The sequence below is a fragment of the Sphingomonas panni genome, assembly GCF_022664435.1.
GTDB classification, from domain to species: Bacteria; Pseudomonadota; Alphaproteobacteria; order Sphingomonadales; family Sphingomonadaceae; genus Sphingomonas; species Sphingomonas panni.
Genome location: NZ_JAKREU010000007.1, coordinates 99,576 through 113,319, shown reverse-complemented (window position 1 = coordinate 113,319; position 13,744 = coordinate 99,576). Strand labels below are relative to the sequence as shown.

Sequence of the window (13,744 nt, the reverse complement as noted above, 5' to 3'; positions counted from 1 at the left end):
GCGGGCGGGTCGTTGTGGACTGCCCCTCTCCCAAACCCTCTCCCCTGAAGGGGAGAGGGCTTTTTGATGACCACCGAAGTCGATTTCTACGAACTGCTCGAATGCGAGCGCACCGCGGATGCGGGGACGATCAAGTCGGCCTATCGCAAGCTCGCGATCAAATATCACCCCGACAAGAATGCCGGGTGCAAGGATTCCGAGGCGAAGTTCAAGGCGATCAACGAAGCCTATGACTGCCTGAAGGACCCGCAGAAGCGCGCGGCGTATGACCGCTACGGCCATGCCGCCTTCCGCCAGGGTGCGGGCGGTGCCGGCGGCGGCGCGCAGGATTTCGGCGGCTTCTCCGACATTTTCGAAAGCGTCTTCGGCGAATTCATGGGCGGCGGGCGCCAGGGCGGCCGTGCCGGCCCACGCCGTGGTGCCGACCTGCGCTACGACATGGAGGTTTCGCTGGAGGAGGCCTATCACGGCCACCAGACCGAGATCACCGTCGACGTCTCCGCCGCCTGCGCGCCCTGCGGCGGCAGCGGCGCGTCGCCGGGCACCAAGGCGCGCACCTGTCACACCTGCAACGGCCATGGGAAGGTCCGGGCGCAGCAGGGCTTCTTCGTTGTCGAGCGAGCCTGTCCGACCTGTCACGGTGCAGGGCAGGTTATTAGCGACCCGTGCCCGGTCTGTAACAGCGAGGGCCGCGTCGACCAGACCAAGACGTTGCAGGTCAACATTCCGCCCGGCGTCGACGAAGGCACGCGCATCCGCCTGACCGGAGAGGGCGAGGCGGGCGCACGTGGCGCACCGGCCGGCGACCTCTACATCTTCCTCCACGTCAAGCGCCACGCGCTGTTCGAACGTGAGGGCACCGCATTGCACGCCCGCGCGCCGATCAGCTTCACCACGGCGGCGCTGGGCGGGACGATCGAGATTCCCGGCCTCGACGGGCAGAAGCACAGCATCCGCGTGCCCGCCGGCATCCAATCGGGCAAGGAACTGCGCCAGCGTGGTGCCGGGATGCCGGTCCTGCAGGGGCGGGGCCATGGCGACATGGTGATCCATATCGAGGTGGAAACCCCGACCCGCCTGTCGGCCCGGCAGAAGGAACTGCTCGAAGCGTTCCGCGAAACGGAGACGGGTGAGGAGTGCCCGGAGTCGATGGGCTTCTTCAGCCGGCTGAAGACCGCGCTCGGCGGGTAAGAACAGGTCGTCCGCTTCCTTCGTCATTCCGGCGAAGGCCGGGATCCATTGTGTCGGGTGTTCGCGAACGATACGCGACGTTCCGCCGTCCATGGATTCCGGCCTTCGCCGGGATGACGACGGAATGTGATACGATACTGCGACCCAAGCAAAGGACACGACCATGACCGCTGTGTGGCGTCCCGCCACCGTCTCCGACGCGCCGCGCATCGCCGCGCTCGCCCGCGCCGAACTGGGCGACTATGGCGAAGCGGCGGACCTGTACGCCGAACGCATCGCCCTCAGCCCCGAGGGATGCTGGGTGCTGGCCGACGGCGATACGGTCACCGGCCATTGCATCAGCCATCCGTGGCACCGGCTCGCACCGCCGGCGATGCACGCGCTGTTGGGCGATCTGCCGCCCAGCGCCGATTGCTGGTATCTGCACGACGTCGTCGTCGCGCCGGTCGCGCGTGGTACGAAGGCGGTCGAGCGCCTGCTTCCGATCCTGAGCGACATCGCCGCGCGCCGTGGCATTCCCGTCCTCGCGCTGATCGCGGTCGGCGGGGCCGATGCCTATTGGGCGCGGCAAGGCTTCATCGCGGCCCCCGGCGGCGCGGCGGGGTTCGGCGCGGATGCGATCTATATGGAGCGGCGGGTCGACTGATCCGAAGGGCGACGGGGTGCCGCGTCAATCGAGCCGATAGACATGGCTGTGGTGACGCCATGACAGGCTGCTCCAGACCCTGCGGTTCGGACCGACCCCGCCATGCGATTCCAGTGTCATTCCGTTCAGCAGCAGGACGACATGACCGACGCCCTTCGCACTGTCCTGCGGTCGCAGGAACGCGATCCGTACGCGGTTGTCCGTCTTTTCGCCGTCCTCGACGACGCCGGGCGCGTAATTCCAGTTTCGCACCCAGTCATGCTGGACCACCGATCCGTCCGGGAACTTGACCATGGGACTGGTCGCTAACCGGATGGCTTCGCGTACGAAGCCGCTGCAATCGATCTCGGTGAACTCCTGCCCCGGAATGGCACCATGTCTCGGGACCTTTTTGCCAAGGCCGTAGCGCACACGGGGATCGCTGGTCATGCACCTGTCCAGAAAATCGGTCAGGATAGCGCGATCCAACGGCATCGTCGGGCGCACCAGTAGCGAGGAAGGGGCGGCATAGTCGCCATCGCGTCGAGCAGCCGGGTAGTCGACGTCGGCATTCGCCCATGCTTCCCCGTCGTTGACCGCTGCAATCGCGCCGTCATCGTCGTTCTGGAACGCCGGGTCGTCGTCGTGGTTCTGCGGGATCTGGTTCATGATCTCATCCTTCGTGGCGGGACGCAGATCGTACACGCTGCACCGCAGCCGATCGGATGCATCGTAGCGCGAGACAGGGCGGGTCGCGCAGAGACAGTCGCATCGAAAATGGTGGTATCGATCACGGTGTTCGCCGCCGCGCCCGGCTCCCCGCGATGCCCCGCCGGACTTACCGGTCCGGCGGGGATAATCCGTCACGCCTTGCCGAACACCCGGGCAAAAATCGTGTCGACATGCTTGTAGTGATAGCCGAGGTCGAACCGGCTCTCGATCTCGTCGGGCGACAGCGCGGCGGCGACGTCGGGATCGGCCTTCAGCAGTTCGAGCAGCGACAGTTCGCCGTCCGATTCCCACACCTTCATCGCGTTGCGCTGAACATAGCGGTACGAATCCTCGCGGCTCACCCCGGCCTGGGTCAGCGCCAGCAGGACGCGCTGCGAATGGACGAGGCCGCCCATCTTGTTGAGGTTCTTTTCCATCCGCGCCGGATAGACGACCAGCTTGTCGATCACCCCGGTCAGGCGGGCCAGCGCGAAGTCGAGCGTGATCGTCGCGTCGGGGCCGATGTAACGCTCGACCGACGAGTGCGAGATGTCGCGTTCATGCCACAAGGCGACATTCTCCAGCGCCGGGGTGACGTAACCGCGCACCATGCGGGCAAGGCCGGTCAGGTTCTCGGTCAGCACCGGGTTGCGCTTGTGCGGCATGGCCGACGACCCCTTCTGCCCCGGCGAGAAATATTCCTCGGCCTCCAGCACTTCGGTGCGCTGCAGATGGCGGATTTCGGTCGCGAGGCGTTCGATCGACCCGGCGATCACGCCCAGCGTCGCGAAATACATCGCATGGCGGTCGCGCGGGATGACCTGCGTCGATACCGGTTCGACGGTCAGGCCCATCTTCTCGGCGACATGTTCCTCGACGCGCGGGTCGATGTTCGCGAAGGTGCCGACCGCACCCGAAATCGCACAGGTCGCCACCTCGGCGCGTGCGTTGCGCAGGCGCGTGCGGCAGCGGTCGAACTCGGCATAGGCCTGGGCGAGCTTCAGCCCGAAAGTCACCGGCTCGGCATGGATGCCATGGCTGCGGCCGATGGTGGGGGTCAGCTTGTGTTCGCGCGCGCGACGCTCGATAACGTCCAGCAGCTTGTCGAGATCGGCGAGCAGGATGTCCGACGCCCGCGCCAGCTGCACCGCAAGACAGGTGTCGAGTACGTCCGAACTGGTCATCCCCTGATGCAGGAAGCGCGCTTCCGGCCCGGTCCGTTCCGACACATGCGTGAGGAAGGCGATGACGTCGTGCTTCGTCTCCGCCTCAATCGCGTCGATCCGGTCGACGTCGAACTCGGCATCGTTCATCGCCCAGATCTTCTCGGCGGCCTCCTTCGGCACCACGCCCAGTTCGGCGAGCGCGTCGGTGGCGTGCGCCTCGATCTCGAACCAGATGCGGAATCGAGCCTGGGGCTGCCACAGGGCGGTCATCTCGGGGCGGGAGTAGCGGGGAATCATCGCAGGGCCTTTCGAAAACGGGCGAACGGTTTGCCGCGCCCTAGCAACAAGTCGCGGACGAATCGAGCCTATCGTGCGATAGAAGAGAGTCGAGAAGGGCTTCAATCGAAACCGAAACGACCTAAGTTGGCCGGGTCATCGCAAAGTCGTTAGGCAATGTAATGCGAACGACGCAATGAAGTACCGAAGCCTTCCGAAAGGAGAAATTCGATGATGAAGCGTATTCTTCTGGCCAGTGCCGTGATGATGTCTGCGCCTGCCCTTGCGCAGGATGCTACTACGACACAAGCGACTGCTCCGACCGCGCAGGCGGCACCGGTAAATCCTGCTCCTGCACAGGCTGATCCGTCGATCACTGCAACGCAGCCAGCCCCGGCCGACCCGGCGACGCAGACCGCGCAGGCGACCGCAGAGGCCGGACAGCCCGCCAGCGGTGCGCAAATCGCGCAGATCGTCGAGGCCGAATTCCCGAAATACGACAAGGACGGGAAGGGGCAGTTGACCGAAAAGCAGTTCGGCGAATGGATGGTCGCGCTGCGATCGGCCAGCGAGCCCGGCGTGACCGCCGACAAGCCCGAGGTGAAGAGCTGGGTCAAGCAGGCCTTCGCCCAGGCGGACAAGGACAAGTCGAAGGCAGTGAGCAAGGCGGAACTGACCAGTTTCCTGAGCCAGAGCGCCTGATCGCCGCGCAGAGCTGATATGACAGAGACCGTCGGGAGCGATCCCGGCGGTCTTTTCTATCGTACCCGTGCCGGATTGCCGACGACCGTCGCCCCCGCCGGCACGTCCCGCGTGACGACCGATCCCGCGCCGATCAGCGCATCGTCACCGACCGTCACGCCGGGCAACAGGATGGCGCCGCCGCCGATCCACACATTGCGTCCGATGGTGACCGGTCGCCCGAACTCCAGCATCTGCGCACGCACCGCCGGATCGCGCGGATGGTCGGCGGCCAGAATCTGGACGCCCGGCCCGATCTGCGTCTTGTCGCCGATCATGACGGCGCACACGTCGAGGATGACGCAGCCGTAATTCAGGAACACGTCGTCGCCGATGGTGATGTTGTAGCCATAGTCGATGTGGAAGGGCGGGCGGATGATGACGTTCTCGCCGACCGATGCCAGCATCTCACGCAGCAACGCCCGCTGTTCGTCACGGTCGAGCGCGATGCGGGCGTTGTAGCGGTCCATCCACGCCGCCGCGCGCATCACGTCCGCCACCAGTTCGGCATCGCCGGCATGGTACAGCTCGCCGGCGATCATCTTCTGCTTTTCGGTACGCATCAGAACATTCCCTGGGCGCGCAGGCTCGTATGCCCCTTCGCGCCGATGATGAGGTGGTCGTGGACGGTGATGCCCAATGGCTTGCCCGCTGCGGCAATGGTGCGGGTCAGGTCGATATCGGCCCGGCTGGGGCTGTGATCGCCGCTGGGGTGGTTGTGGACGAGGATCAGCGCCGCCGACCCCAGGTCCAGCGCGCGGCGGATCACCTCACGGGTATAGATCGGGGCTTCGTCGATCGTCCCCTCCGCCACCAGTTCGTCGCGGATCAGCAGGTTGCGGCTGTTGAGGTGCAGCACCCGGATTCGTTCGACCGCCAGATGCGCCATGTCGGCGTGGAGATAGTCGAGCAGCGCCTGCCAGTTCGACAGCACCGGCCGCTCCGCCACCTGCGCCTTGAGCATCCGCGTCGCTGCCGCCTGCGCGATACGGATCGCCGCTACCGCGCTGTCGCCCATGCCGGAAACCTTGCCCAGCGCGATCGGGTCGGCCGACAGCAACCCGCCGATCCCGCCGAACTCGTGGAGCAGTGTCTTCGCCAGCGGCTTGGTATCGCGCCGGGGGATGGCCAGCGTCAGCAGATACTCGATCAATTCATGGTCGAGCAAAGCCGCCCCGCCATGTTCCAGCAACCGTCCGCGCAGGCGCGCGCGGTGGCCGGTGCCGTCGGTCTCTGGCGTGGTCATGGCCGAATGCCTAGCCGATCGCGGGGCAGGGGGCGAGGGGGCGGTTCACTCCTCGCCCCCCGGCTTCAGGTCGTCGTCGGATGGGGTATAGTCGAGAATGTCGCCCGGCGTGCAGTCGAGATAGCGGCAGATCGCCGCCAGCGTCGCGAAGCGCACGCCCTTCACCTTGCCCGATTTCAGCAGCGACAGGTTCGATTCGGTGATGCCGATCGCCTCGGCCAGTTCCTTCGACCGGACCTTCCGCCGCGCCAGCATCACGTCGAGATTGACGATGACCGGCATCAGACGAAATCGGCCAGTTCGCGCTCGGCCCGGATGCCTGCTTCCAGCGCCCAGATCGTGGCGTAGGCCGCGAAGGCGAGCATCAGGAGCAGCAAGGTCATCTCCACCATGATGGGAGCGGTAAGTACCTCCGGCTGGGCGAACCCGTTGGCGAGCAAGAGGCTTTGAAAGATAGGCGCGATTATGTGCGCAATAGCCAGCACGATCGCGGCACGCGATGCCCGTCGCAACCACGGCAACGCATCGGCCAGGGCATTACACCGCTTCTGCCCCAGGCGTCGCAGCGCCATGCCGACCGCGAACAACAGGACCGGCATCGGCCCAGATTGCAGCAGCACGACAGCCGCCAGTCCGATGCGGATGCCGGGCGTTGCCACCCACGCGTCGAAACGGCGGCGGGCCGTTGGATCGCGGTTCAATTTGGTCAGTGTTTCGTCAGGCAGCAGGTTCGCCGCATCGGCGCCTGCTCGGCAATCTTGGCCCGAACCGCAATTCCAATACGGCCAGGCGCTGCCGCTGCGATGATCGTCAGCACCCCCAGCAGCGCCGCGAGGCACAGGAACAGCATACCGACCCTGCGGCTGGTCCGCGCCTTCTTTGGCGGCAGCGAATATCCGTCCGACACAAGATACTTTCTGTTTTACAGCAATTATTGTCGATGATACGACATTGCTCACGGCGAAGCGACTGCCGTTTGCGGGAAGGGGTTCAAATGATTCGGTTTGAAAAGGGCGTCCTGGGCGCAGTGTTGGCGCTCGCCTCGACGACGGCGATGGCACAGGAGCGGGCGGTGCCGCCGCGTGAACCGGCGGAGGTCGCTATCGGCGTGCTGCGGCATGGTGCCAACTTTCATCCGCTCGGCAGCAAGCTGATCTTCGACCTGCCCGAGCTGCCGGCCGGGCAGATTTACGAAGGGGAGGAAGAGAATGGCACGGTCGACGTGCAGCTTGCCTATCGCACCGCGCCGCTTCGCATCTTGCTGAAACCCCGCCTGACCGTGAAGGCGCAGGTGAACACGGCAGGCCGCACCAGCTTCTTCAGCGCGGGGGCGGAATGGCGGCAGCATATCCTGCGCGGCCGGGTCTATGGGCAGGCGGGGATCGGCATGACCGTCATCGACGGCTATCGCTTCACGCCGGACCCGTTCCAGCCGGGTATCTCGAACGACGAGGCATGGCGGCGCTACGATATCTATCGTCGCCGTACCTCGTTCGGATCGAAAGTCCTGTTCAATCCCAATGCCTCTGTCGGGGTGCGGCTTGACCGGCGCTGGGCCGTCGAACTCGCTTGGGAGCATTTCAGCCATCGCCAGATGTTTTCCGATACCAACCCCGGCATCGACAATGTCGGCATCCGCATCGTGCGGCGGCTGGGTCGGTGATCGCGCCGCTCCTTGTCGCCGCGCTGCTGGTGCAGGCGGCGCCGGATGCGCCGCCTCCCGACGACGAAATCGTCGTGACCGGTGAGCGCCCGCGCAGCTTCCAAGTCGTGACGAAGCGGGCATGGCTCGTCGGCCCGACCCGATGCGCGTTGAAGCCGCCCAGCGGTGATCCGCTGTTCGATGCGGGCATCTGCCAGGCGTATCTCGCCTGCGTACCGACGGTGCGGACCGGACCGGAAATGGAAGCATGTATGCGGCCGCCGCTCGAACGCGAAGCGAAAGCCTGGCAGGAACGACACAAGGCGGCGACGGCCCCGAGTTGAGCCGTCACCCCACAACTTCCGTTGCGCTGCCGGAACCGTTTGCCGCCTCTCGCGCTTGACCCTGGCAGCATGAAGCGCGACGAACGGGTCGCAATAGCGGAGTAGAGGGTCTGGGCGGTGACGACGAGCAGGCGGTGGAGACCGTGGCATCGCCGCGTCGCCATGGCCGAAAGCGCCGCCGCTTCGTGCAGGTGCTGCTGATCGTGTGCGGCATCGTGTTGCTGCTGGCCGGGCTGTTGTGGACGCAGCGCAAGCCGATCGCCGACAATCTGGTCCGCCGCGAACTGGAAAAGCGCGGCGTGTCCGCCCGCTACCGCGTCGCGCAGATCGGGCTGGGGCGTCAGCGACTGGTCGACGTCGTGCTGGGCGATCCCAAGGCACCCGACCTGATCGCCGACTGGGTGGAGATCGATACCGATGTGTCGCTGAACGGTGCGACGGTCACCGGTGCCCGCGTCGGACAGGCGCGGTTGCGTGCGACCTTGCGGCCCGGCGGGACGGTATCATTCGGTCAGATCGACAGGCTGTTGCCGCCGCCCTCCGGCAAGCCCTTCGCGCTGCCCGATTTCGACGTTGCGGTCGATGACGGGCGCATCCGACTGACGACGCCATATGGGGTGGTCGGCGCGAAGCTTGCCGGGAAGGGCAATCTGGCGAACGGCTTTACGGGTACGCTGGCGGCGGTGGCCGAGCGGCTGTCGCTGAATGGCTGCGGCATCGACCGGCTGGCGGCGAACCTGTTGCTCAGGACCGCGACCACCGGGCCATCGCTGACCGGTCCGATCCGGGCGCAGGCAGCGGCGTGCGGCGACGTGCGGCTGGTCGCGCCGGTGATTCGGGCCGACGCCAGGCTCTCGCCCGGTTTCGACCGGTGGCGCGGGCGAGCCGAGGTCGCGGCCGAACGGATCGTCGCACCCCGGACCCAGGTGGCGGCGTTGTCCGGCACCATCGGGTTCGATGGCCGGGCGCGGCGAACCTCCGGCATTCTCGACCTGCATTCGGGCGATTACGTCCTGCAGCAGGGTGCGGGGCAGGCGCTGTCCATCGCCGGGCGCTACGAAGTCGGCGGAGTGCCGGCGTTCGACGGACGGATCGGGGCGCGGGGTGCCCGACTGTCACCGGCGATGGTAGCGCAGATCGCCCGCACGGGGGATGCCGCCGCCGGCACCCCGGTCGCACCGCTGGCGACGGCAGCGGCGCGCGCGGCGGCACGGGCCGCGCAGCGGTTCGACCTGTCGGCGGAGGTCGCCGCCCGCCCACTCGCCGCGCGGATCGACCGGATGGCCTTCGTCGCGGCCAGCGGCGCGCGCGCGACCCTGCGCGACGGGCCGGTGCGCTGGGTATCGGGCAAGGGCGCGACGCTGAACGGCACGCTGGCGATGGGCGGCGGCGGCCTGCCTGTGGCGAGCATCCGGCTGTCCCATGCCGGCCCCGGATCGCCGGTCATCGGCACGGCGACCGTCGCTCCTTATGCGGCGGGCGATGCGCGGCTGGCGCTTGCCCCGGTCCGTTTCCGTACCGCCGGCAATGGCGCGACCCGCATCGAGACCCGTGCCGAACTGTCCGGCCCGTTCAGCGGCGGACGGATCGACCGGCTCGCCCTGCCGATCGATGCGCGCTGGGATGGCGGCGGGCGGCTGGTGGTGAATAATGGCTGCGTGCCGGTCGCGTTCAACCGGCTGCGCGTGTCGGCGCTGACGCTCGATCCGGCGCGGCTGCGGTTGTGCGCGGCGAATGGGGGCATGGTGCAGCTCGCAAATGGGCGAATCGGCGGCGGGGTATCGATCGGCGCGACGCGGTTGACGGGAACGCTCGGCGGCACCCCGGTTACGCTGGCGGCGGCGGGCGGGCGGTTCGGTCTTGCCGACCTCGGCTTCGCGCTGACCGATGTGAAGACGCGGCTGGGCAGCCCGGACCGGATCAGCGTTCTCGACCTGGGCTGGCTTACCGGGCGCGTCGCGAACGGCTTGGTCGCGGGCAGGTTCGACCGGGGCGAGGGGCAAATTGGCAATGTGCCGCTGCTGATACGCGAAGCATCGGGCGACTGGCGGCTGGCTGGCGGCGTCCTGTCGCTGGACGGCGATGTCGGCGTGCGCGATGCCGATCCGCAGCCGCGATTCGAACCGCTGCGCAGCGACGATTTCAAGCTGACGCTCAGCGGCAACGACATCCGTGCCGGCGGGACGCTGAAACACCCGGCCAAGGGTGTGAAGGTCACCGACGTGACCATCACCCACGACCTTGCCACCGGGCGCGGGGATGCCGTGCTGGCGGTGCCCGGCATCACCTTCAGTGATTCGTTCCAGCCTAATGAGTTGACCCGGCTGACCTATGGCGTCGTGGCCGATGTGAAGGGCACGGTGTCCGGGCGCGGCGATATTGCGTGGAGTCCGGAGGGCGTGACCTCGACCGGTACGTTTCGCACTGCCGACACCGACCTCGCCGCCGCTTTCGGCCCGGTCACCGGGCTGGCGGGGGAAATCCGCTTCACCGACCTGCTCGGTCTCGTCACCGCACCCGGACAGGTCGCGACGATCGCCGAGGTCAATCCCGGCATCGCGGTGACCGACGGCGTGGTCCGCTATCGCCTGATCGAAGGGATGCGCGTCCAGATCGAAGGAGGACGCTGGCCGCTGGGCGGCGGTGAAATGGTGCTGGAGCCGACGGTCCTCGACTTTGCCGAGGATCAGGAGCGGCGCATGACCTTCCGCGTCACCGGTGTCGATGGCGGGCTGTTCCTGCAACAGTTCGAATTCGACAATCTCAACGCGTCGGGCGTGTTCGACGGTGTGCTGCCGATGATCTTCGACGCCAATGGCGGCCGGATCGAAGGGGGCAAGCTCCAATCGCGTGGTGGCGGCAACCTGTCCTATGTGGGCGAGGTATCGAAGGAAGATGTCGGCTTCTGGGGAAATCTTGCCTTCCAGGCGCTCAAATCGATGAACTATCGCCGCCTGACCATCGAACTGGACGGGCCGTTGGCGGGCGAGATGCTGACGGCGATCCGCTTTGCCGGGGTCAGCCAGGGGGAGGGGACATACAGCAACTTCCTGATCCGCCGCTTGGCCAAGCTGCCGCTGGTCTTCAATGTTCGGATCAGGGCACCCTTCCGCCAGCTGATCGATTCGGTGCAGAATTATTACGACCCGAAACGGCTGATCGAACGCAACCTGCCCGCGCTGCAGGCCGAACAGCGCCGCCGCGAACAGGGCTTGCCACCGGCGCCGCTCGACACCACCATTCAGCCCTCCGAAAGCGAGACTGTGCCATGAACGACAGCGTGACGATGTTCAGAGCCTTGATGATCGGTGGCACCGCGTGCCTCGCCGGCGGCTGCGTCAACGTGTCCGCGCCGGACAAGCCGATCGTCATCAACCTGAACATCAACATCACGCAGGAAGTGGTGTATCGCCTCGATGGGGAGGCGAAGACGCTCATTCAGGATAACCCGGGGATTTTCTGACCATGCATGCTTACGTCAAATACGGCCTCGCCGCAGCCGCCTTCGTCGCGGTCGCCGGGTTCGCCGGCACCGCATGGGCGCAGCGCGATCCCGCCTATCAGGCCGCCCGCGCGGCGGGGCAGGTGGGCGAACAGCCCGATGGCTATCTGGGTGTCGTCGGCGGCGGCACGGCCGAGCTGCGCGCGCTGGTGGCCAACATCAACATCCAGCGCAAGGCCGCCTATACCCGCGGCGCACAGTCGGGCGCGACCGTCGAGCAATTCGCGTTCGTGTCGGGTTGCAACCTGATCGCGCAGACCAAGCCGGGCGAGAAGTACAAGACGCCGGGGGGTAGCTGGGAAACCCGCGGCAACGGACCGCCGGAGCGCGACCCGCGCTGCGTGTGAGGGATTGAAAATCGGCGCATCCTGCGCTATATGAAACACGCGGTGTCTGATTTCAGGGATACACCTCCAGACCCCGGTCGTGCCAGCGGCCGGGGTCTTTACGTTGCGGGGCCGGCTGCCAGGCCGACCCCGTCCCGCCGCTACTTGGAGCGGGCGACCTCGATGATTTTCAGCACCAGGGTCGCGAATGCCACCATCAGCATGATTACGCCGATGATGACGGTTGCGGTATCGTTATTCAGTTCAATCACCTCCTTCGCGGCCGATGTGTCGGCCGCTCGATGCGTTTAGCTAATTCTCTCGGCAGGGTCTGCATTCCTTGTCGAATGTGTTCAGAACGATCTCGGTCGTTTCCCCCGTTCATCCTCCCGAAAGGTTTCTGCGCGAACGCTATGGTTGACTCGAAACCGTCACCTTCCTAAAGCGCGCCTGCCTTGGCGGGCTCGCCATCCGGCGCATATCCGGCCCGACCGACTGGTCGTGGAGGGGATGATGGCGGAGAACGAGCCCGGACTAGACCCCTTGCCCGAAGATCCCCGGATCACCTCGCTCGACGCGCGGCTGAACCAGGCGAAAAAGGACGAGGCGATCCGGACCGGCCAGGCGCGGGACGAAGCGGGGGAGAAAAACTACCGCCTCGGCAATCGCGTGCTGGCTGAACTGATCGGCGGGATGGTCGGGGGGGCGGTGATCGGGGGAACCCTCGACTATCTGCTCGGCACCTCGCCATGGCTCCTGCTCGTGCTGCTGTTCCTCGGAATTGTCAGTGCATTCAGGAATATCATCAGGATTTCGAACCGGCGTCCGGACTGACAGTCCTCGGGCGCCTTGGCATATCGGGGCGAAGCGACGTGGCGCAGGCAGGCAAGATCGATCCGATGCACCAGTTCGAGGTGCAGACGATCTTCGACATTCCCCTGGGCGATCACGTCCTGCCGTTCACCAATTCGGCGTTGTGGATGATCGTCGCGGCGGTCGCGCTGTTCGTGTTTATGATCGGCGGCATGAAGCAGCAGGTCGTTCCGGGCCGCTGGCAGATGGCGGTCGAGGGCTTTACCGGCTTCATCGACAAGCTGCTCGCCGCGAACATCGGGCATGAAGGGCGCAAGTACCTTCCGTACGTGTTCTCGCTGTTCATGTTCATCCTGTTCGCGAACGTGGTCGGCCTGCTGCCCTTCGGTCTGGTCGGGCTGCACCCGTTCACCGTCACCAGCCACTTCACCGTGACCGGCGTCCTCGCCATCGCCAGCTTCTCGATCGTGCTGATCGTCGGCCTGTTCAAGCATGGCCTGCGCTTCTTCAGCCTGTTCGCGCCGAAGGGCACGCCGATCCCGGTGCTGCTGCTGGTCGCGCCGATCGAGTTCGTGTCGTTCATGGTCCGCCCGTTCAGCCTCGCGCTGCGACTGTTCGTTGCGATGACCGCCGGCCACATCCTGCTGAAGGTGCTGGCGGGCTTCATCATCAATTCGACCGCGACCGGTGCCGGCATCGGCGTGCTGGTCAGCGTGCCCAGCTTCGCGCTGATGGTCGGCGTGTCGGCCCTCGAAATGCTGGTTGCCGGCGTACAGGCCTATGTCTTCGCGCTGCTGACCTCGCTCTACATCAACGATGCCGTGCACCTGCACGACCATCACTGATCCCAACCAACAGACAAGATTTTTCCAAGGGAGTTTTCGACATGGAAGCAGACGCCATCAAGTTCCTCGGCGCCGGTCTCGCAGCTATCGGTGCTGGCCTCGCCGCACTCGGCGTGGGCAACGTCTTCGCCGCCTTCCTGCAGGGCGCGCTGCGCAACCCGTCGGCCGCTGCCGGTCAGCAGGGCAACATGTTCATCGGCTTCGCCGCCGCCGAACTTCTCGGCCTGCTGGCGTTCGTCGTCGCAGTGCTGCTGATCTTCGTCGCGTAACATGCGTGACGCCCGGCGCGGGGGCTGACCTCCGCGCCGGACTCCCG

At 66.1% G+C, this 13,744-nt stretch carries 17 protein-coding genes; 11 read left to right on the top strand and 6 right to left on the bottom strand.

Translation table 11 applies throughout. The features are described from left to right. Nucleotides 1-66 precede the first annotated feature (66 nt). Together dnaJ and MF609_RS14245 are read left to right on the top strand one after the other, a co-directional pair. Nucleotides 67-1,191: a molecular chaperone DnaJ gene (gene dnaJ / locus MF609_RS14250; RefSeq protein WP_242416952.1), complete on the top strand. Its 1,125-nt coding sequence runs from the start codon at nucleotides 67-69 to the stop codon at nucleotides 1,189-1,191. A 163-nt stretch (nucleotides 1,192-1,354) separates the two neighbouring features. Further along, nucleotides 1,355-1,837 (top strand): GNAT family N-acetyltransferase, encoded by a 483-nt coding sequence (locus MF609_RS14245; RefSeq protein ID WP_242416951.1) that lies wholly within the window; start codon nucleotides 1,355-1,357, stop codon nucleotides 1,835-1,837. A gap of 24 nt (nucleotides 1,838-1,861) precedes the next feature. Here MF609_RS14245 and MF609_RS14240 read toward each other — a convergent pair whose 3' ends face one another. Both MF609_RS14240 and purB read right to left on the bottom strand, forming a co-directional pair. Then, nucleotides 1,862-2,485 carry a hypothetical protein gene (locus tag MF609_RS14240; protein ID WP_242416950.1) on the bottom strand — a complete coding sequence of 208 codons (624 nt, stop codon included), beginning with the start codon at nucleotides 2,483-2,485 and terminating at the stop codon, nucleotides 1,862-1,864. A gap of 194 nt (nucleotides 2,486-2,679) precedes the next feature. After that, nucleotides 2,680-3,990: an adenylosuccinate lyase gene (gene purB / locus MF609_RS14235; RefSeq protein ID WP_242416949.1), complete on the bottom strand. Its 1,311-nt coding sequence runs from the start codon at nucleotides 3,988-3,990 to the stop codon at nucleotides 2,680-2,682. 210 nt (nucleotides 3,991-4,200) lie between these two features. On the opposite strand from purB, the gene MF609_RS14230 reads away from it, so the two are divergent. Further along, the gene (locus tag MF609_RS14230; protein ID WP_242416947.1) at nucleotides 4,201-4,671 is read left to right on the top strand and encodes an EF-hand domain-containing protein; all 471 of its coding nucleotides are present in this window, start codon (nucleotides 4,201-4,203) and stop codon (nucleotides 4,669-4,671) included. A 56-nt stretch (nucleotides 4,672-4,727) separates the two neighbouring features. On the opposite strand, the gene MF609_RS14225 is transcribed toward MF609_RS14230, so the two are convergent. The 4 genes from MF609_RS14225 to MF609_RS14210 are packed head-to-tail and all read right to left on the bottom strand — an operon-like array spanning nucleotide 4,728 to nucleotide 6,915. Then, nucleotides 4,728-5,273, bottom strand: a complete 546-nt coding sequence (locus MF609_RS14225) for a sugar O-acetyltransferase (protein ID WP_277991258.1) — start codon at nucleotides 5,271-5,273, stop codon at nucleotides 4,728-4,730. Beyond that, nucleotides 5,273-5,956, bottom strand: coding sequence for a RadC family protein (gene radC, locus MF609_RS14220; protein WP_242416946.1), 684 nt, complete (start codon nucleotides 5,954-5,956; stop codon nucleotides 5,273-5,275). Before radC ends, MF609_RS14225 begins: the two co-directional genes overlap by 1 nt. A 45-nt stretch (nucleotides 5,957-6,001) precedes the next feature. Beyond that, nucleotides 6,002-6,238 carry a helix-turn-helix domain-containing protein gene (locus MF609_RS14215; RefSeq protein WP_242416945.1) on the bottom strand — a complete coding sequence of 79 codons (237 nt, stop codon included), beginning with the start codon at nucleotides 6,236-6,238 and terminating at the stop codon, nucleotides 6,002-6,004. Continuing rightward, the gene (locus MF609_RS14210) at nucleotides 6,238-6,915 is read right to left on the bottom strand and encodes a hypothetical protein (protein ID WP_242416944.1); all 678 of its coding nucleotides are present in this window, start codon (nucleotides 6,913-6,915) and stop codon (nucleotides 6,238-6,240) included. The genes MF609_RS14215 and MF609_RS14210 overlap by 1 nt, the downstream gene beginning before the upstream one ends. A 35-nt stretch (nucleotides 6,916-6,950) precedes the next feature. Between MF609_RS14210 and MF609_RS14205 the strand changes: the two genes are divergently transcribed. The 8 genes from MF609_RS14205 to MF609_RS14170 all read left to right on the top strand — a co-directional run bounded on the left by MF609_RS14205 (nucleotide 6,951) and on the right by MF609_RS14170 (nucleotide 13,697). Beyond that, a complete protein-coding gene (locus MF609_RS14205) occupies nucleotides 6,951-7,619 on the top strand; it encodes an acyloxyacyl hydrolase (protein ID WP_242416943.1) in 669 nt (222 codons plus the stop codon). Then, nucleotides 7,616-7,942 (top strand): hypothetical protein, encoded by a 327-nt coding sequence (locus MF609_RS14200; protein ID WP_242416942.1) that lies wholly within the window; start codon nucleotides 7,616-7,618, stop codon nucleotides 7,940-7,942. The genes MF609_RS14205 and MF609_RS14200 overlap by 4 nt, the downstream gene beginning before the upstream one ends. Nucleotides 7,943-8,085: 143 nt before the next feature. Next, nucleotides 8,086-11,214, top strand: a complete 3,129-nt coding sequence (locus tag MF609_RS14195) for an intermembrane phospholipid transport YdbH family protein (protein ID WP_242416941.1) — start codon at nucleotides 8,086-8,088, stop codon at nucleotides 11,212-11,214. After that, the gene (locus MF609_RS14190; protein WP_055789857.1) at nucleotides 11,211-11,405 is read left to right on the top strand and encodes a YnbE family lipoprotein; all 195 of its coding nucleotides are present in this window, start codon (nucleotides 11,211-11,213) and stop codon (nucleotides 11,403-11,405) included. Before MF609_RS14195 ends, MF609_RS14190 begins: the two co-directional genes overlap by 4 nt. Nucleotides 11,406-11,407: 2 nt before the next feature. Next, nucleotides 11,408-11,791, top strand: a complete 384-nt coding sequence (locus tag MF609_RS14185; RefSeq protein ID WP_242416940.1) for a YdbL family probable chaperone protein — start codon at nucleotides 11,408-11,410, stop codon at nucleotides 11,789-11,791. A 492-nt stretch (nucleotides 11,792-12,283) separates the two neighbouring features. Further along, nucleotides 12,284-12,604, top strand: coding sequence for an AtpZ/AtpI family protein (locus tag MF609_RS14180; RefSeq protein WP_242416939.1), 321 nt, complete (start codon nucleotides 12,284-12,286; stop codon nucleotides 12,602-12,604). A gap of 38 nt (nucleotides 12,605-12,642) precedes the next feature. Next, the gene (locus MF609_RS14175; RefSeq protein ID WP_242416938.1) at nucleotides 12,643-13,428 is read left to right on the top strand and encodes a F0F1 ATP synthase subunit A; all 786 of its coding nucleotides are present in this window, start codon (nucleotides 12,643-12,645) and stop codon (nucleotides 13,426-13,428) included. Nucleotides 13,429-13,469: 41 nt separating this feature from the next. Further along, nucleotides 13,470-13,697, top strand: a complete 228-nt coding sequence (locus MF609_RS14170) for a F0F1 ATP synthase subunit C (RefSeq protein ID WP_055759731.1) — start codon at nucleotides 13,470-13,472, stop codon at nucleotides 13,695-13,697. Nucleotides 13,698-13,744 lie beyond the last annotated feature (47 nt).